Annotated in this window: 18 protein-coding genes and 1 tRNA gene; 7 read left to right on the top strand and 12 right to left on the bottom strand. The window is 41.4% G+C overall.

The genetic code is table 11. From position 1 onward, the window contains the following. Positions 1-39: 39 nt before the first annotated feature. The 7 genes from AC57BQ_RS23020 to ruvX all read right to left on the bottom strand — a co-directional run bounded on the left by AC57BQ_RS23020 (position 40) and on the right by ruvX (position 5,616). Positions 40-960, bottom strand: a complete 921-nt coding sequence (locus AC57BQ_RS23020) for an NPP1 family protein (RefSeq protein WP_496408491.1) — start codon at positions 958-960, stop codon at positions 40-42. Positions 961-1,334: 374 nt separating this feature from the next. Further along, positions 1,335-2,093 (bottom strand): hypothetical protein, encoded by a 759-nt coding sequence (locus AC57BQ_RS23025; protein ID WP_496408492.1) that lies wholly within the window; start codon positions 2,091-2,093, stop codon positions 1,335-1,337. A 167-nt stretch (positions 2,094-2,260) separates the two neighbouring features. Then, complete coding sequence (locus AC57BQ_RS23030; RefSeq protein WP_496408493.1) at positions 2,261-3,094, bottom strand: glucosaminidase domain-containing protein; 834 nt, start codon at positions 3,092-3,094, stop codon at positions 2,261-2,263. A gap of 192 nt (positions 3,095-3,286) precedes the next feature. Continuing rightward, on the bottom strand, positions 3,287-3,835 hold the full coding sequence (locus tag AC57BQ_RS23035) for a glycoside hydrolase family 73 protein (RefSeq protein WP_496408494.1): 549 nt from the start codon (positions 3,833-3,835) through the stop codon (positions 3,287-3,289). A gap of 3 nt (positions 3,836-3,838) precedes the next feature. Continuing rightward, positions 3,839-4,477 (bottom strand): O-methyltransferase, encoded by a 639-nt coding sequence (locus AC57BQ_RS23040; protein ID WP_496408495.1) that lies wholly within the window; start codon positions 4,475-4,477, stop codon positions 3,839-3,841. 190 nt (positions 4,478-4,667) lie between these two features. Then, positions 4,668-5,105 (bottom strand): DUF4488 domain-containing protein, encoded by a 438-nt coding sequence (locus tag AC57BQ_RS23045; RefSeq protein WP_496408496.1) that lies wholly within the window; start codon positions 5,103-5,105, stop codon positions 4,668-4,670. Between the two features lie 91 nt (positions 5,106-5,196). Then, positions 5,197-5,616 (bottom strand): Holliday junction resolvase RuvX, encoded by a 420-nt coding sequence (ruvX, locus tag AC57BQ_RS23050; protein ID WP_496408497.1) that lies wholly within the window; start codon positions 5,614-5,616, stop codon positions 5,197-5,199. A gap of 139 nt (positions 5,617-5,755) precedes the next feature. Between ruvX and AC57BQ_RS23055 the strand changes: the two genes are divergently transcribed. The 5 genes from AC57BQ_RS23055 (at position 5,756) to AC57BQ_RS23075 (ending at position 11,477) form a co-directional block, all read left to right on the top strand. After that, a complete protein-coding gene (locus AC57BQ_RS23055) occupies positions 5,756-6,901 on the top strand; it encodes a DNA polymerase III subunit (RefSeq protein WP_496408498.1) in 1,146 nt (381 codons plus the stop codon). Between the two features lie 2 nt (positions 6,902-6,903). Next, positions 6,904-8,331 carry a regulatory iron-sulfur-containing complex subunit RicT gene (ricT, locus tag AC57BQ_RS23060; RefSeq protein WP_496408499.1) on the top strand — a complete coding sequence of 476 codons (1,428 nt, stop codon included), beginning with the start codon at positions 6,904-6,906 and terminating at the stop codon, positions 8,329-8,331. Then, on the top strand, positions 8,328-8,810 hold the full coding sequence (locus AC57BQ_RS23065) for a gliding motility lipoprotein GldH (protein WP_496408500.1): 483 nt from the start codon (positions 8,328-8,330) through the stop codon (positions 8,808-8,810). The genes ricT and AC57BQ_RS23065 overlap by 4 nt, the downstream gene beginning before the upstream one ends. A 35-nt stretch (positions 8,811-8,845) precedes the next feature. Next, positions 8,846-9,988: a hypothetical protein gene (locus tag AC57BQ_RS23070; protein ID WP_496408501.1), complete on the top strand. Its 1,143-nt coding sequence runs from the start codon at positions 8,846-8,848 to the stop codon at positions 9,986-9,988. A 118-nt stretch (positions 9,989-10,106) separates the two neighbouring features. Next, on the top strand, positions 10,107-11,477 hold the full coding sequence (locus tag AC57BQ_RS23075) for a DNA recombination protein RmuC (RefSeq protein WP_496408502.1): 1,371 nt from the start codon (positions 10,107-10,109) through the stop codon (positions 11,475-11,477). 1 nt (position 11,478) lies between these two features. On the opposite strand, the gene AC57BQ_RS23080 is transcribed toward AC57BQ_RS23075, so the two are convergent. The 4 genes from AC57BQ_RS23080 to nadA all read right to left on the bottom strand — a co-directional run bounded on the left by AC57BQ_RS23080 (position 11,479) and on the right by nadA (position 15,169). Beyond that, the gene (locus AC57BQ_RS23080) at positions 11,479-12,339 is read right to left on the bottom strand and encodes a hypothetical protein (RefSeq protein WP_496408503.1); all 861 of its coding nucleotides are present in this window, start codon (positions 12,337-12,339) and stop codon (positions 11,479-11,481) included. A gap of 86 nt (positions 12,340-12,425) precedes the next feature. Beyond that, positions 12,426-12,872 carry a hypothetical protein gene (locus AC57BQ_RS23085; protein WP_496408504.1) on the bottom strand — a complete coding sequence of 149 codons (447 nt, stop codon included), beginning with the start codon at positions 12,870-12,872 and terminating at the stop codon, positions 12,426-12,428. Positions 12,873-12,875: 3 nt separating this feature from the next. Further along, positions 12,876-13,919 (bottom strand): thiamine-phosphate kinase, encoded by a 1,044-nt coding sequence (gene thiL, locus AC57BQ_RS23090; protein WP_496408505.1) that lies wholly within the window; start codon positions 13,917-13,919, stop codon positions 12,876-12,878. A 257-nt stretch (positions 13,920-14,176) separates the two neighbouring features. Beyond that, complete coding sequence (nadA, locus tag AC57BQ_RS23095; RefSeq protein ID WP_496408506.1) at positions 14,177-15,169, bottom strand: quinolinate synthase NadA; 993 nt, start codon at positions 15,167-15,169, stop codon at positions 14,177-14,179. A gap of 407 nt (positions 15,170-15,576) precedes the next feature. On the opposite strand from nadA, the gene nadB reads away from it, so the two are divergent. After that, positions 15,577-17,169: an L-aspartate oxidase gene (gene nadB, locus AC57BQ_RS23100; protein WP_496408507.1), complete on the top strand. Its 1,593-nt coding sequence runs from the start codon at positions 15,577-15,579 to the stop codon at positions 17,167-17,169. Positions 17,170-17,171: 2 nt separating this feature from the next. Then, complete coding sequence (locus tag AC57BQ_RS23105; protein WP_496408508.1) at positions 17,172-17,681, top strand: hypothetical protein; 510 nt, start codon at positions 17,172-17,174, stop codon at positions 17,679-17,681. On the opposite strand, the gene AC57BQ_RS23110 is transcribed toward AC57BQ_RS23105, so the two are convergent. Continuing rightward, positions 17,681-17,753, bottom strand: a tRNA-Gly gene (locus AC57BQ_RS23110). The two genes, AC57BQ_RS23105 and AC57BQ_RS23110, sit on opposite strands and share 1 nt — an antisense overlap. Positions 17,754-17,793 lie beyond the last annotated feature (40 nt).

A 17,793-nucleotide genomic window follows, 5' to 3' on the forward strand; every position in this document is an offset into this window, starting at 1 on the left:
CCGCTACTTATAGCGGGCTTTTTTGTTTTTTAATTCAGCTTAAATACCGCCTAAAATCGTTCCATCCGGGAAACTGCTTTGGCTGCAGCCATCTGTACCTGTAATGCCATCGTGCCCGTTACAGGTAGAGTATGACCAATAGGCAAGGTTGCGGTACAGCGGTCCTTTACCTACGCCTGTACCCCAGAAACCATTAAAGCTCAATTGGGTAACATTACAGCTCATTTCAACCAGGTTATTTCCCGTCGGTACATCGTTTGCCGTACCATTAGGGTTGCGGTAATCGCCATAGTAGGAGCAGGCATAACCCGGGAAAGAAATAGAATTGCCAAAATGGAAACTTCCGTGGCTGGTTTTAGCTACATATACCTGCACACGGGTTCCAGGAGTTACGCTTCTCCAGTCGCGGGTGTACCATCCGGCATGCTGAAAGTAGGTTACGGTAATAATACGGTTGGTTTGCGTATTTACCTGTATAACGATGTGTTCCCAATCATAATCATGGCCACCCAGGTTCTCGAAACAGGTCGACTGGGTTTTGTATGTCCACCAATAATCAATGAAAACCTTATTCACATCATTGGGGTTTTGTTGCACTTCGAAATAAGTTGGGAAATTGGTACTGCGGGGAGCGTCGCGGTTAACCAGTACCAATGTTCCGTTGCAGGCGATGCTATTAGGGTCGGTACTCGCCCACACATCTTCCACACTGGTTGGATAATCTGGTGTGGCACGGTCAAATTTTAAGGTTGGGGCATAGGTAACGGCTAATGTCTGGGCCTGCGAGCCGGTGATCTTGGAAGGGCTTTCGGCACAATCCGCGCACATTACAGTGTTAACCTTTTGTTTTGCTGCTTTGCTTGCATTTGGGCCGCCAATAATGTCTTCCTGTTTTTTACACTGGGTAAACAGCATAGCGATCATGGCCAGCAGCACAGGCAATAGTGATTTTGATTTCATGGTTAGATAGTTTTTGTTTTTATTTATTTAGTTGATTAATTGATGCTTTTTACAAAGAACCAACCGGCTGGCACCAAAATAAAAACAGGACATAACATCCTCAGGATAAGGTGACTCATTGGTTTAGGTTATTGGTTTGGTTATATTATAGGTTAAATATTACTCTAATATCTGTAAATATATTTACCCTAAAAATGGACAATACCCGTTAACTAATGGATAATATTATGTTATTATTTAACGCCCAAAGAAAAAATATTGGCAGATAGGTTAATTTTTGAACTTAGCCCAACTGTTTCTTTTGTTATGAGACTATAAATCCCGGCAATAGCTATTTAATATCTGATGATATTAATCTGCCTGAAACAGCGCAATCAATTTGCCAGGTCTTGCGGCTTTGGTGTAACCAACTGAGGTAAAGCAAACGCCCTGGGTGAACGTAAAAAGCGCCTCAGGTTTGATTTGATAGAGGTGATGAATTCATAGTCGCTGGCAGTGGTCACCAGGTAATAGCCGGGACGGTAACGCTGCATAAAATCGGTAAGCTGCTGGTCTTTCAAATGGGTGATGTTGCCTACATAGGTACGGTTAAACCTAAAGTCGATCACGTTTTGCCTGTAATCGCGTTCAATAATGCCGCGCAGTTTTTCGGCGTTGCGGCCGCTACGGCTTAAGGAGTTCCACAAAGCATCAATACCAAGGCCCGCACCCATGCCTGGTGCAACCGTAAGCAGATCGTGGTTATCCAGCGATCCATAAATTTTGGTGTAGTCTCTTTTTGTGGCTTCCAGCTGCTTTTGAGGGTTGAGTAGGGTATCGCGCACAAAAACCTCTTTAAGCTGTATGGCCGAGCGTTTCATGTAAACAGCCAGCGAAGCATTGTTTTGCAATTGCAGGGTATCGGCATAATGATCAGACTTGGTAAAAATAAGCACGTCGCCGGGTTGGGCCTCAATATTAAACTCGCCCTTAAAGGTGTTATAAACCGATTTGCCCGTTGTGGCGTTTAGCACATTCACTTTGGCAATACGGCCTTTGCTGTCTTTATCAAACACAATACCGTCAACGGTTTTTTGCTGGGCAAAAACCGTTACAGATAACGTACATAAAAACAATAGTAGCCATATTTTCATTCTGACGCCAAAAATAAACGTTCGGCCGTGCCTGGTCATATTATTTAACAACAATTAACAGCTTTTACGGTATCAAGTAGTTAGTATCAAGTATCACGACTTTTAGATCGGGATCTACAGCCTGCCAGAAATCATGATACTTGATACTAACTACTTGATACTCCCGGCTACTTCACCACTACCAGCTTTTGGCCAATAGTGATGTGATCATCAACAATGTTGTTTAACCCTTTTAACTCATCAACTGTTATTCCAAAACGCTTAGATATGTTGTATAGTGTATCGCCCTGCTTAACGGTATATATTTTATCGTCGGGTTTGGTTTTGGCAATGGTGTCAGTATCGGCTTTGCCAATATTATTGTTGATCTGCGTTAGCACCCGGTCTTCGCGTTTGATCTTGGCAATTTCTCCTTCCGGACGATCATACTGGTCAAGATGGTAGCGCACAATAATATTGATCAGCAGATCCGGATATTTGGGATTTGTAGCATACCCGCATTGTTTTAGTCCGCGGGCCCAACCCTCGTAATCATTTTTATCCAGCTCAAACAGGCGGGCGTAGTTTTTGCGTTTCAGGAAAGCGGAATGGTCACGGTAGGAGTCGTCGGGGTTGTCATACACCCTGAAACATTCGTTGGCGCTGTCATCATCCTTATAATAGCTTTTACCTTTCCAATCGCTGGTGCATTTGATACCAAAGTGGTTATTAGCGACTTTAGCCAGATCACTGTTGCCGCTGCCCGATTCAAATAAACCCTGGGCCAGGGTAATACTGGCCGGGATGCCATACTGGTTCATTTCCTGTATGGCTATGCCTTTAAACCGTTCGATATAGGAAAGGGATGTATATGACTGGTAGTTGGCAATAGCATCCTGGTTCTGTTTTTTGATGGTATTGTTATTCTGCCGAACCTGCCTGTTGGAGATTGTTTTCTTTTTGGCCGAGCAGGAGGCAAGGCAAACAGCCGCTACGAGTAGTAGATAGATTTGTTTTTGCATACGGTTAAACCTTAGTACATGGGTTTAAATATGCCAAATTACAAATGTGAATCAAGAATCGAGAAGCAAGAGCTAAGAAAATAGCTAAATGTTGAATAATCATCTGAAAAAACCAGGAAATGTTTCGGTATACCAATAGTCAACCAAGATTTTTTTGTTTTCTTGATTCTAATTTCTTGGCTCTTTAATTTATTAGTTTGTTTCTGCTAATTGGGGCTTATCGGCCGCTTTGGGTTGCTCTTCTGGCTTCTCGTCCAGATCATGCAGATCGTATTTTTTAATGATACCCAATACCTGCGAGGCCCATTTACGACTGCCGGCATAACCGCCCCGTTGTATGCCTTTGGCCCAGCCCAGGTAATCATAATGGGTAAGCGCGTCGGCCAGGTGACTGAATTGTTTACGCTCGGTCATGATGCGGGCAAAATCCTGGAAAGAATCCAGTACCGAATCGTATCTTTTATAGGCTGTACGTACTTTTTTATGGCCTTTGTAAAAAACCGTGCCGCCGCCGCCTTTTACGCCAAACTGGTTGTTTAAGTGCTGTGCCAGGGTACTGTTTCCGCTGGCCGACTCATGCATGGCCACACCTAAAACGATGCTTGCCGGAATCCCGGTTTCGTGCATGATGCGGATGGCATCATCTTTGAATTTTTCTATATAAGAAGTTGGGGTATTTTTCTGTGCTGAAGCAGCTAATGTTGAGATCAACAGTGTTGTAATCAGTAAGATTTTTTTCATAATTTATTTTTTTCTGATAACCAGCAGCCCATCGCGTACCGGCAGGATCAATTTTTCTACCCTGGGGTCAACAGCTATCTGGTCATTTAGTTTGCGAATATTTTCAGTATCGGTATCATTTTCGTCACCGTACACCTTTCCTTTCCACAAAACATTATCAATTATTATTAATCCTCCGGACCTGACCTTGTCAAAAGTCATTTGAAAGTAAGTAAAATTATTCTTTTTATCAGCATCAATAAACACCAGGTCGAAATTATCTTCCTCTAAATCAGCAATAATAGCCTCTGCCTGGCCAAAATGCAGTTTTATTTTATTTTCAACATTTGTTGATTTAAAGTGTGAATTGATGATCTCCTCCATTTCGCGGTTCACTTCAATAGTATGGAGAATGCCGCCCTCCACCAGGCCTTCGGCCAGGCAAATAGCAGAGTAGCCGGTAAAAGTGCCTATCTCCAGGATGAGTTTGGGCTGTATCATTTTGCTCAAAAAACTAAGCAAACGACCCTGGTAATGACCCGACAACATGTGCGGACGGAGTACTTTTAAATGCGTTTCCCGGTTGAGCTTTTGCAATGCTGCCGGCTCGGGATCGCAATGGTCATCTAAGTATGCCTGAAGGCCATGGGGTAGAATATCCATGGCGCAAAGATAGGTATTTTGTTTTTAATGGGTAAAGCCTGCTTATATTACACTGATTAACAGAGCAATAATAACAAATAACACTCTAATATGTCATTGCGAGCGACAGCGTGGCAATCTCCTCAGGTTGAGTTTCTGGCACCGCGTCCGGCTACTCAAAAACGAGCTGTCTAAAAACTAACCAACCGACTTATAACTTTCGCCAAACCTCCGTGAATGCCGTTCCATCTTTATAGGTGAATTTAAATGTCACCCCTTTTTTATCTTCGTTAAAATCGTAGTTTATTTTAAACCCCTGGCCAAGTGGGTCATCACTTGTGTTTTCGGGCATCCTATACAATGCTGTTTCTGTATAACTCCGGGCATTGTCGAGAGCAAACGTCCCGCTATGCGAAATTACAGCACCCGTGTTGCGCATTTGTACATTGGCAAAGGTGCCATCGGCATTAAACATTTTTAAATAGCCCGGGCCGGCATTTTGTAAAGGCTGCCCATTAGTTGCCGCCATAGATAGTTCCCAAATACCTATAAATGCTTTTTTATTGGGTTGTGTTTTTTGTGCAAAAGCAATAGTGGCAGCAAAATAAAAGCATAGCAGTACAGTGATAAATTTTAGGTTGGTTCTCATAATATTTTCTTTTTATAGGTTTAACCAAATATATAAAAAACCTATTTAACCCTAAGACCATTTCCCCTGGATGGAGGAAATGAATTGTACACTATAAAAAAGCACCTTTTTCCATGTAGCTCTGCAATAATATCACGGCTGATATGGTATCAACCAGCTCCTTATTTTGCCGGTGTTTTTTGTTCATGCCGCTTTGGGCAATGGTGGCCGATGCCATTTTGGAGGTAAAGCGCTCATCGAGCATTTCGATGGGGACATCAGGAAAATTCTTTTTAAGCAGGGTCACAAAACCCTTCACATGCCCGGCTGATTGGGATGGGGTATTATCCATCTGCTTGGGTTCGCCTACAATAAAGCGTTCTACCTGCTCGGTTTGCATGTAAGTTTTCAGATAATCTACAATATATTGCGGATGTATGGTATCCAACCCGGTGGCGATGATCTGCAATGGGTCGGTTACCGCGATGCCTATACGCTTGGTACCATAATCAAAAGCCATTATCCGCGCCATATTTTATTAGTTTTAAGTGATGAGCTTTGCGTTATGCGTTCAAAAACTATTTTAATTAATTGGTAAAAATAGCCCTTTTACGGGTACTAATGTTAACTCAATACTCAATACTCAAAACAATTTCGCTATTTTGCACCAAATGCAGTTTAAAGATATAGTTGGACAAGAAGCTATAAAGCAACGGTTGGTAAACTCGGTAAAAGAGAACCGGGTAAGCCATGCGCAGTTATTTTTGGGTCCCGAAGGGTCGGGCAGCCTGGCATTGGCTGTTGCTTACGCGCAATTTTTATCGTGCGAAAACAAACAGCCCGATGATTCCTGCGGTGAGTGCAGCTCCTGCCGCAAGTACCAAAAACTGATGCATCCCGATCTGCATTTTTCATACCCTTTTTTTGCTAAACATAAGGACGATACCGCCCTTACTTTTATTGAGCAATGGCGCGATGCATTTACCGCCAATCCGTACCTGAGCCTGGATACCTGGCGCGGATACCTGGATGCCGAAAACAAACAGGCTAATATCAATATAGCCGAGTGTCATCAGATCATTAAAAAACTAAGCTTTAAACCGTTTGAGTCCGTTTATAAGATCCTGATCCTTTGGCTGCCCGAATATCTGGATAAAGAGGGTAATGCCCTGCTGAAAATTATTGAAGAACCGCAGCCCAACACGCTGTTTATCCTGGTAGCGCAAAACCAGGATCAGATACTGAATACCATCCTTTCGCGTACACAACTGATCAAGATTCCTTGCCTTACCTACGAGGAGATAAAACAATACCTGCTTACCGAACATAACCAAACCGAGGATGCCGCCGCGGAAATTGCTTATTTGAGCAATGGCAACTTAACCGAGGCTTTAACCATGCTGCAACAGGACAATAAAGGATATCATAACCTTTTTGTACAGTGGCTACGACTTTGTTTTAGCAACAAGGGACTGGAGGTTTTAACCTTTGTTGATCAGTTTGCTAAAATGGGCCGCGAAAACCAGAAAAACTTTTTACGCTACGGCATCAGTTTTATACGTGAGTGCTGCCTGCTGATGGCCGGCGCCGGTAATCTGGTGCACCTGCCGGCAAAAGAGTTGGAAACCGCGCAAAAAATGACCAATGTACTAAGCATCGAAAAGGCACGATATATAAGCGATGAGCTTGAAAAAGCACATTATCATGTAGAGAGAAATGCAAACCCTAAAATTTTATTTTTAGATGTATCTTTACAGATTATTAAAATACTAAATTTAAAAACCATCCCTCAGGGGAGTCAATATATACCAAATTAATTATGGGTTGTGGAAGTTGCTCAACAGGTGGCGGATGTTCGCCTGCGGGCTGCAAAAGTAATGGTTCATGCCTTACTAATGGTTGCAGCAAATTAGATGTTTACGATTGGCTGTCCCACATGGACATGCCAACAAATTATAAGCCGTTCCCGGTTATTGAAGTAAAATTCAAAGGCTCGCGAAAGGAGTTTTTTGTAAATACCGACAATATTTACCTGGAAGCCGGCGAGCTGGTAGCTGTAGAAGCAACTACCGGTGGCTATGATATCGGTCACGTATCGTTAACCGGCGAGCTGGTGCGTATGCAAATGGTTAAACGCCATGTAAAAGAGGCCGACGTAGTTAAAAAGATATATCGCAAAGCTACCATTGCCGATGTGGATAAGTGGAAAGCCGCCAAAGATATGGAATGGGAAACCATGCATAAATCGCGTAAGCTGGCCCTTGACCTCAACCTGAGCATGAAGCTGAGCGATGTAGATTACCAGGGCGATAAAACCAAAGCCACTTTTTACTATACGGCCGAAGGCCGCGTTGATTTCAGGGAACTGATCAAAAAAATGGCCGAAACCTTCCGCATCCGTATCGAGATGCGCCAGATAGGCATGAGGCAGGAAGCAAGTCGTTTAGGTGGTATTGGCTCCTGCGGCCGCGAATTGTGCTGTTCCACCTGGCTTACCGATTTTAAAACCGTATCTACTTCGGCAGCGCGTTACCAGAACCTTTCGCTTAATACCTTAAAGCTGGCCGGCCAGTGCGGCAAGCTGAAATGCTGCCTCAACTATGAGCTGGACACCTATATGGATGCCCTGAAATATATCCCCGATAATGTGAATGTGCTGCGTACCGAAAAGGGTGATGCACGCCTGCAGAAAACCGACATCTTTAAAAAGATCATGTGGTTTAGCTATCCCCGCGAAGAATCATGGGTGCCTTTGCCTATCAGCAAGGTAAAAGAAATTCAACAGCAAAACAAAGAAGGCATTATCCCTGCCGATCTGGGCGAACTGGTAGAGGTAGAAACTCAACCGGCTAAAGTGCTTGATTATGAAAATGTGGTTGGCCAGGATAGCCTGACCAGGCTTGATGAGCGCCGCAACAATAACAAAAAGAAGAATAACAATAACCGGAACCGTAATAAGGACCGCAAACCAGGCAGTCCTGCACCTGATAACCGTGGCGGTAACCAACCCAATCAGCCACGCCAGCAGGGAGTTGCTCCTGCAGCAGACAAACCGGCTCCGCAACAAAACCCTGATGCCCCTAAAGCGCCACAAGCCAACAGGCCGCCACAACAGCAGGCTAACCGCCCGCCGCAGGCCCCGGGTGATAAACCGGCACAGGAAAACCGTAACCGAAACAACCGGCGCAGACCAAACCGTCCTAATAAAAACAATAACAACCCACCTCCGGATAGTAAATCAGAATGAAACGGGCCCTAAAAACCATTTGTACAATAACAGGTGTTTTGTTGATTATGCTGTTGGGTAGCTGCTCCAACTCCAATTGGGTTATGGATAATAATACCGCCATTACCGATCATAACTGGAGCTATGTGAACCGGATAAGGTTTGATTGCAAAATTGATGATGACGCAGCAGCCTATAACCTGTATCTGAATTTGCGGGTTACCGACAATTATAAGTACTCCAACCTATTTGTGCTTATCTATGAAACATCGCCCGATAAAAAAGTAAGCGTTACGCGTTACGAAGTAAAGCTTGCCGGCAAAGATGGGGAATGGTTTGGCAAAGGATCGGGCAATTTGTACAGTTACCAGGTGCCATTCAAAACAAATATTAAGTTCCCGGCCAAAGGCAATTATCATTTCGAGATTGAGCAAAACATGCGCGACAACCCCCTGCATGAGGTAAGCGATGTAGGTTTACGGGTGGAGAAAGCGAAGTAAGTTTTTACTATCTTGTTCTTCTTAATTATCATCGTATGAACCGCGAGTTTCCGGTATCAACCGGGTATAAAGTTTTTTATGCTGTAATAGCGCTTGGCATGTTTGGTTTCGGTCTGTTTATTCTAACTGAGCCAACCACTGGCGGTATAGCCATGTATCTTTTTCCGTTACTTTTTATTGTATGCGGCATTAGTTTGGCGGCCGGCAAATTAAAAAGTTCCATCTGCATATACCCGGACAGTGTTGTACAAACCAACTTATTTAAAACGAAAAGTATAGCGCTTGCCGATATCAAGGGTTTTAGGATACTCAGCAAGGTGTTTTACATAGAGGCTGCTACTTCAAAAATAACGGTACGCGGCTATTCGGAACTTGCCGATTATCAGGGATTGCTGCAATGGCTCAGGGAAAACTATCAGGATCTTGATGCGGCCGATTACAAAGCCGACCTGCAAAAAGTTTTGACTGATCAATCTTTAGGGTATACTGAAGACGAAAGGAAAGCGGCTCTTAAAAAAGCAAAGATTATTTCTTTCGCCTATAATATATTGGGGGTTGTGCTTTTTCTTGTGAATTTTTTAGTTGTGCATAACCCTTTCTACGAAGGCTTGCTTATCGCATATCCTATCATTGGCATCTTCATATTATTTACCGGCAAAGGCCTCATCTATTTTTACATCAGTAAACAAAGTCCGTATTACAGCATCTGTTTTGGAGCTTTTGCAGCTATCGCGGCCATGTTTATTAAATCGATGGATAACTACTATCTATTACGATCAGGCCACACTTTACCATCTTTTTTAATTATCTGCATAGTTTTTTTTCTAATCCTAAAATTTACCGACCCTGGAAAAACTGCTACCACGATGGGTATTTCTTCTATATTTTTGTTTTTGGCAACAAGTCTGGCGTATGGCTTCGGCAGTTTCAGGCTGCTCAACTGCTCATTCGACAATTCCTCTGAACGCGTGTTTCATGCCTCCGTTATTAATCATAGCATCACGCACAGCAAAGGCACACATTATCATATTGTAATAGACTCCTGGGGTCCACAAAAGGATATGGATAATCTTGATGTTTCGGCATCCGAGTATAACCAGCATCCCATCGGCTCAACTGTAAATGTTCATTTGAAAAAGGGATTGCTCAAGATCCCCTGGTATACTGTTGCTCCGTAGATGTTTCGGTTTAGCTCGTCAATTAATTTCATTTTAGCTTATAGAAGCTCCCTTGCTGTATTATAAACCCTTGCATTACTAAAAATATTATCATAATTTTACTAATATTTTTATCAAAATGAGTGATGATCTTTTATTAGTTGTTTCCCTGGTGATCCTGTTGCTCTCTGTTTTTTTATTTTTAAAGAAACCGAAAGCGCTGGAGCTGATATCGGCAGAGGAGTTGAACCGGCTCCGGAACGAGCAGGATATGCTTAAAATTAACTTGGCTAAAGCCGAAGAAAAAGGCAATATCATATCTACAGAAAAGGAAAATATCATCCAACTGTTGAAGGATGAGAAAACCCGGCTGCTGGATGAATTGCTATTTGAGCGCACCCAGCTGGCTCAGGCTAATCAACAGTTGGAAAGCGTTAAATCCTATTATCAATCGCAACAGGAAAAACTGCAGGAACAAAAGGTAGAGGTAGAGCAGATCCGCAAACAGTTTCAGCAAGAGTTTGAAAATGTGGCCGAAAAGCTGCTGAAAGAAAAATCAAAGGAGTTTATTGATGTAAACCGCACCAACCTGGATATGATCCTTAATCCGCTGAAGGAAAACCTGAAGGCTTTTGAGGATAAGGTAGAAAAGGTTTACAATATGGAAGCCGCAGAGCGCAATACACTAAAAGGTGTGATCACCCAGCTGATGGATCTCAATAAACAGATCAGCGATGAGGCGCAAAATTTAACAAAAGCCCTCAAAGGCGATAACAAAAAACAAGGTAACTGGGGCGAAGTGATCCTGGAGCGGGTATTGGAACGCTCGGGCCTGGTGCGCGATCAGGAATATCGCGTTCAAGCCGCCATGCAAACTACTGATGGCACCCGTTATCAGCCCGACGTGATCATTGACCTTCCCGATGATAAACACCTGGTGATCGACTCCAAAGTATCCCTGATAGCTTATGAGCGCCTGGTCAACGCCGATACAGAAGAAGACCGGAAACTTTTTGCCAAAGCCCATATCGAATCTATTCGCGCACATATCAGCGGTTTGTCCTCCAAAAAATACCATGACCTCTACAAGATCAATTCGCCCGATTTTGTACTGCTTTTTGTACCTATTGAATCATCGTTCAGCATAGCCGTTCAATTGGATGGCGAGCTGTTTAATTATGCCTGGGATAAAAAAGTGGTGATCGTGAGTCCCTCAACACTGCTGGCTACGTTACGCACCATTGCCAGCATGTGGAAACAGGAACGCCAAAACCGTAATGTACTGGAAATTGCCCGCCTGAGTGGCGATATGTATGATAAGTTTGTGGGTTTTCTGGGTGATATGGACAGCATTGGTCGTAATATCAATCAAACCCAAAGCGCTTATAACACCGCCCTGAACAAGCTCTCAGAAGGTCGCGGAAATTTAACCACCACTGCCGAGAAGATCAAAAAGTTAGGCGCCAAGGCTGATAAACAGATCGATCAGAAATTTATAGGGGATGAGTAATTTAAAGACTGGCAATTGTGCTTTTATGTGTCATGGTCATCTTCGCTTTGGCAATCATTTTAAAATCTTTAATCCCCATTTTAAAATCGAAATCTAAATTGGTATCTATCTCAAGGGGATAATTATCTGTAATACTGTATATCAATTTTCCAATCCCTTTTCCGGATCCTGTTGCTATCATTTCCGTTTCATTTTTAACCATACTCATATCGAATGACAGGGATTCATCTATATCAAAAAAGGCCTTATTATCGGTAATGGATATTAATTTATATACCATCTTTATTTTCATTTGCATATCCATTCCGGATACGGGTAAATTTAGCGGAATTTCTTGTGAAAATGTACCTCCAACTTTTATGGGTTGATCAGGAAATTTTATTTGCTGACGGACAGAGTTAATCGTTCCGGCAATTGCCTTTTTTGTTGCGTCATCCAGTGTTTTACCAGGAATCGAGTCTACCTGAGCTAAACCATCCGGGTCAGTATGGCCATATGCGATTTGACCCACCAATGGGCTTTTTGTATTTATTTCCTCACCGTTTACTACCCGTTTTGATTTAACGTCCACATACTTCAGGGTATATGGGAAAAATTTCTGGGAGTTAACGGATCCGGTAGTTGCGATGGTATTTATGTCCGATTCGGCTGTCATTATTACAGGAAACGGCGCTCCCGTTTTTTTTATGGAATCCTTTTGTTGCTGGGTACCATCAAAATCCATTTCCATATTTAACCCCGAATGTATGATGGAGTTATAGGAATGCTTTGGTAAGTATTTTATCTTAAATAAAATACCCTGCTGTGCTTTACAGTTCAAGGTTAAAAAGAAAACAAGCAGGAAAAGTGACAGTGGTTTCATCTGATATGGTTTAGTATCTAAATATAAAAGAAATACGACGGAATAAGCTTATCCCTTCCTGAGAAAAGTTAGATTTTCCTGTAAGATTAAGCGGTTGTTTTACGCTGTCGCTTCCTGTTAAACCAACTATTAGCCTGCTTAGAGAACAAAAGACTTATGGCCCCAATTTCAGCGGATAGCTCCATAAAATGTAAGGCAATATAAGAGTAAGCAATGCCATTATCTTTTGCATGCCTATTTTTTATGAATCCATTTATATATAAAACAGTGCAAATAAAAAAAATAAGGTTGAGTATTATCAGTACCAATAGTATTTGCCTCGCTGCATTTATTCCTTCGCCTGCTGTGTATATAAAAAATATAAAAACGCCAAGAGTAACAATAGTGGCCGATAAATTAAATTCATCCAAAAAGCTGCTTATCATTTGTAAAACAAGCGCACAAACCAATAAAAGCACAGCTCGTTTTACCTGCTGAGGAACCTCGCCATCAGGATGATTATTTAAATAAAATTTATCAAAAACCTTCGACATTTATTAGTCCTTTTTAAAAGCATTCCATCCCTGGGCTTTCAGGGCATGTACGTTACCTGTTTTTGTAATGAGGTTACAGCCCGCTGAGGGCTCGGTAATATGCCCGATGATGGTGATATCCATCTTGAACTTGATCTTCTCGTAGTCGGCTTGTTTTACGGTAAAAAGCAGTTCGTAGTCTTCGCCGCCACTCAGTGCGCAAACGGTAGGATCAAGGTTAAACTCACGGGCTGTTTCATAGGTCATCGGGTCAAGCGGGATCTTATCTTCGTACAAATTACAACCCTTGTCGCTTTGCTTACAGATGTGCAATATCTCCGAAGCCAAGCCGTCAGATACATCAATCATGGCCGTTGGTTTTACATCGATGCTTTTCAACAATTCTACAATATCCCGACGGGCCTCCGGTTTTAACTGGCGCTCCACAATATAATCCTTGCCTTCCAGATCGGGCTGAATTTTTGGATTTTCCAGGTAGATCAGTTTTTCGCGTTCCAACAATTGCAAACCAACATAGGCGCCGCCCAGATCACCTGATACACAGATCAGGTCGCCTTCACCGGCTGTATTGCGGTAGGTTACGTCGGCTTCATCAGCATAACCAATAGAAGTTACACTGATCACTAAACCTTGTTTCGACGAAGTAGTATCGCCCCCAACCAGGTCTACATTATATTTTTCGCAGGCAATATAAATGCCTTCATATAGTTCTTCAATAGCTTCCAGCGGAAATTTGCTCGACATACCGATAGATACCGTAACCTGCGAAGCGGTACCATTCATGGCATAAATATCGCTCAGATTTACCTGTATGGCTTTGTAACCTAAATGTTTTAAAGGAGTATAGGCCAGATCAAAATGGATACCCTCCAGCAACATATCGGTGCTTACCAACACTTTTTTGCCCGTAAAATCAAGTACAGCGGCATCATCACCAACACCCTTTACAGTACTTTGCTGGGTCAGTTTTATATTTTTTGTCAGATGACCTATGAGGCCAAATTCACCCAAGTCCTCTAAATTCGTCCTATCCTGATTTTCAAACATTTTTTCTTAAATATGATAATCTGCAAAAGTACAAAAATGTTCTGCCGTATTGTTGACGCCGGAACATTTCAGACTTCATAAAATTTCCGGGCCGTCGCAAAAAACAACCATGATGTCTACCGCCGAAGGCGGGAAATTTTTTTAGGATTTTAGCCTGCTAATCACTACAAACATCTGACGGCGCAATAACCCAATATATCCGCCAAAGGCGGAAAAAAATTTTAGGCTTTTTAGGCTCCTAACAAAATCCCACCTCTTTATAATCCCAACCGTGCCGATATTTCCAGCATACGTTCAATCGGTTTTACCGCACGCTCAATAATATGCTGAGGAACAGTAATTTCCGGTGATCCATTCTTTAAACACAGGTATAATTTTTCCAATGTGTTACGTTTCATGTGCGGACAATCGTTACAAGCGCAATTATTGTTTGGCGGAGCCGGAATAAACGTTTTATCCGGGTTTTCCTTTTGCATCTGGTGTAATATCCCTGCTTCGGTAGCTACTATAAATTCTTTATCCGGATGACTGCCGGCATATTTTAGTATCCCGGTTGTTGAACCTATATAATCGGCCATTTGAAGTATAACTTCCTCACATTCAGGGTGTGCCAGCAGTTTAGCATTGGGGTACCTTTCCTTGAGTTTAGTGATCTTTTCCCTGGAGAAAATTTCATGAACCATACAGGCTCCGTTCCACAATACCAGGTCTCGTCCTGTTTTTTTAGCCACATAAGCCCCCAGGTTTTTATCCGGTCCAAATATGATCTTTTGATCTTTTGGTAAGCTCTCTACAATGGCCACAGCGTTACTTGATGTACAAACAATATCACTTAAAGCTTTCAGTTCGGCCGTGCAGTTTACATAGGTGATCACCAGGTGATCGGGATAGTTTTCCTTAAACTTTTTAAATAAATGGGGCGGACAACTATCAGCTAATGAGCAACCTGCCTTTAAGTCGGGTAATAAAACTTTTTTGTTTGGTGAAAGTATCTTGGCAGTTTCGGCCATGAAGTGTACTCCGGCGAAAACGATAATATCGGCGTCAGTTTTTGCGGCTTGTTGCGAAAGCCCCAAACTATCTCCAATATAATCCGCAATATCCTGGATATCGGGTTCCTGGTAATAATGAGCCAAAATAACTGCATTTTTTTCCTTTTTAAGTTTTTCAATCTCATCAAAAAGATCCAGCGTGGGGTCGATGTATTCGTCCACAAATCCTTTCACATTTAATTCTTCGAAGATATCCATTTCAACATTTCAATTAATAACAACTATTTTTTGTATAAATAAAACTATTGTTTATTGGTGTGTTAGTATTGTGCAAAAGTCGTGATATATTTTGTCTCATTAATTAGTTTTCACATTTTACTAACAGTTATCCACATCTTTTGATATTATATTTGATTGATTTTGTGATTCGTATGACAATCAAATTTTATTTGAAAAAGTTTTATGTTAATATTTTGTGGGTGGGTAAAATGTTAGCTATATGACTTTAGTACCTCAAAAGTCGCTCAAAAATTATTCATATTAGCATCAAAAATGGGAGTTATCAACTATTTGATTATTTGTTAGCTATTTGTTTACACAAAATTAACACCTTTTGTACCTGTTATTAACACAAGTAGTACTTTTACACAATTTATACATATAATATGACCAAAACAGTTGATTTTCTGGTTGTGGGATCAGGGATCGCCGGATTGAGTTTTGCCCTAAAAGCGGCAAAGCATGGTAAGGTTCTGATAGTTACAAAATCAAACGAAGATGAATCAAACACTAAGTATGCCCAGGGCGGTGTAGCGGTGGTTGTGGATAAAAAAGAAGATTCTTTTGAAAAACATATAGAAGACACCTTAATATCGGGTGATGGGCTTTGCGACAAAGAAGTTGTGGAAGCAGTTGTTAAAGAAGGTCCGGCGCGTATCAATGAAATTATTGATTACGGAACCAATTTTGACAAGACAAATGAAGGCTTTTATGACCTGGCCAAAGAAGGTGGACATTCAGAATTCAGGGTACTACATTATAAAGATGTTACCGGCTGGGAAATTGAAAGATCGTTATTAGAAGAGATCCATAAGAACCCGAATATTGAAATATTAACCCATTATTTCGCTGTTGATTTGATCACTCAGCATCATTTGGGCGAGTTGGTTGGAAAATCCAGTACGGATATCACTTGCTATGGTATTTATGCTTTCAACACAGAAAGTAATATTGTTGAAAAGATATTATCAAAGGTAACTGTGATGGCTTCGGGTGGTGCTGGTCATATTTATGCGGTGACTACTAACCCAACCATTGCTACCGGCGATGGAGTTGCTATGGTTTATCGTGCTAAAGGAAAAGTGCGTAATATGGAGTTTATACAATTTCATCCTACAGCTTTATATAACCCGGGTGAGTATCCTTCTTTTTTAATATCAGAAGCAGTACGTGGTTTTGGCGGTGTGTTGAGACGTACCAATGGCGAAGAGTTTATGGAAGAATATGATCCGCGCAAATCATTAGCCCCACGTGATATTACTGCCCGTGCTATTGATGCGGAGATCAAAAAATCGGGTGAAGATTTTGTTTACCTGGATATCAGACATCGCAGTAAAAAAGATATTTTAAATCATTTTCCTAATATATATGCTAAATGCCTGGAGATAGGTATTGATATGACCAAGGATATGATCCCGGTAGCGCCAGCCTGTCATTACATGTGTGGTGGTGTAATGGTTGATCATGCTGGGCAGTCATCTATACTGCGCTTATATGCCTGTGGCGAATGCTCTTCAACGGGCTTACATGGTGCTAATCGTTTGGCTTCTAATTCTTTATTAGAGGCTTTGGTTTTTGCGCACCGTATATATGATGATGCGGTAAGTAAATTTAAAGATTTTGTTATCCCGGATAATATCCCTGATTGGGATGAAAAAGGTGTACAACTATCAAACGAAGATATCCTGGTAACGCACAACGTACGCGAAATGCAGAAACTGATGAATGACTATGTTGGTATTGTTCGTTCTGATTTCAGATTGGAAAGAGCCTTGAGGAGGTTAGGTTTATTATACGAAGAAACAGAGTCTTTTTATAAAAAAACAAAACTATCTGTAAAACTTTGCGAGCTGCGTAATTTGATACAGGTGTCATTTATCGTAGTAAAATCGGCTATGCTCAGAAAAGAAAGCAGAGGACTGCATTATACTACGGATTACCCGCTACATGCTGAAAAAGTAGAGGATACTGTATTTTAAATATGATCAAACCTAAAAAATATGTTGATGTTGCTTTTTTAGTCCTGTTGGGATTATTAATAAGTATAAGTATTTCCCGGCATTTTGAGGGTGGATATGTATTATCAGTATATAATTATTTAGGATTTATCCTTTTGCTCATTCTGGTAAGTATTAAAATTATTAAGCCAGAAAAAGAATGGTTTTTAGTTTTAAGACTTTTGATTCTGTATGCATTGAATATCATTAATTTTACTGTAGAAAAACTTAACTTGAATTTTATTGGTCTTTTTCTGCTGATTATTTACTGTGGTATTAATAAAGAAATGGTCATACAGCTTGTTAAGAGGGCATTTGCGGGATCTGTTGGTGAGCAGAAGGAAAGGCGAGATAGAACGATTAGATTCTACTATGATAAATTTAAGATTTGTGATACTGAGGAATTCGACCAGATATTCAGCAATTTTAGTAAGTATCCGATAGAAGCACAGATCGCATTAAAGCAAATCAAAACAGAGAAAGAGATAATTTGAGCGGAAAACGGGATTCGAACCCGCGGCCTTCAGTTTGGGAAACTGATGCTCTACCAGCTGAGCTATTTCCGCTTAAATTTGTATCCAAACATAAATAAAAAGTACATCAAAT

The sequence above is a fragment of the Mucilaginibacter sp. BGA-UO-ETr-C110 genome (assembly GCF_059567985.1).

Coding starts and splice junctions, on each gene's coding strand:
- AC57BQ_RS23085 (WP_496408504.1), bottom strand. CDS start 12,872: ATGTCGAAGGTTTTTGATAAATTTTATTTAAATAATCATCCTGATGGC.
- AC57BQ_RS23035 (WP_496408494.1), bottom strand. CDS start 3,835: ATGAAAAAAATCTTACTGATTACAACACTGTTGATCTCAACATTAGCT.
- AC57BQ_RS23020 (WP_496408491.1), bottom strand. CDS start 960: ATGAAATCAAAATCACTATTGCCTGTGCTGCTGGCCATGATCGCTATG.
- AC57BQ_RS23055 (WP_496408498.1), top strand. CDS start 5,756: ATGCAGTTTAAAGATATAGTTGGACAAGAAGCTATAAAGCAACGGTTG.
- AC57BQ_RS23080 (WP_496408503.1), bottom strand. CDS start 12,339: ATGAAACCACTGTCACTTTTCCTGCTTGTTTTCTTTTTAACCTTGAAC.
- AC57BQ_RS23025 (WP_496408492.1), bottom strand. CDS start 2,093: ATGAAAATATGGCTACTATTGTTTTTATGTACGTTATCTGTAACGGTT.
- AC57BQ_RS23105 (WP_496408508.1), top strand. CDS start 17,172: ATGATCAAACCTAAAAAATATGTTGATGTTGCTTTTTTAGTCCTGTTG.
- AC57BQ_RS23070 (WP_496408501.1), top strand. CDS start 8,846: ATGAACCGCGAGTTTCCGGTATCAACCGGGTATAAAGTTTTTTATGCT.
- AC57BQ_RS23075 (WP_496408502.1), top strand. CDS start 10,107: ATGAGTGATGATCTTTTATTAGTTGTTTCCCTGGTGATCCTGTTGCTC.
- AC57BQ_RS23065 (WP_496408500.1), top strand. CDS start 8,328: ATGAAACGGGCCCTAAAAACCATTTGTACAATAACAGGTGTTTTGTTG.
- AC57BQ_RS23030 (WP_496408493.1), bottom strand. CDS start 3,094: ATGCAAAAACAAATCTATCTACTACTCGTAGCGGCTGTTTGCCTTGCC.
- thiL (WP_496408505.1), bottom strand. CDS start 13,919: ATGTTTGAAAATCAGGATAGGACGAATTTAGAGGACTTGGGTGAATTT.
- nadB (WP_496408507.1), top strand. CDS start 15,577: ATGACCAAAACAGTTGATTTTCTGGTTGTGGGATCAGGGATCGCCGGA.
- AC57BQ_RS23040 (WP_496408495.1), bottom strand. CDS start 4,477: ATGGATATTCTACCCCATGGCCTTCAGGCATACTTAGATGACCATTGC.
- nadA (WP_496408506.1), bottom strand. CDS start 15,169: ATGGATATCTTCGAAGAATTAAATGTGAAAGGATTTGTGGACGAATAC.
- ruvX (WP_496408497.1), bottom strand. CDS start 5,616: ATGGCGCGGATAATGGCTTTTGATTATGGTACCAAGCGTATAGGCATC.
- AC57BQ_RS23045 (WP_496408496.1), bottom strand. CDS start 5,105: ATGAGAACCAACCTAAAATTTATCACTGTACTGCTATGCTTTTATTTT.
- ricT (WP_496408499.1), top strand. CDS start 6,904: ATGGGTTGTGGAAGTTGCTCAACAGGTGGCGGATGTTCGCCTGCGGGC.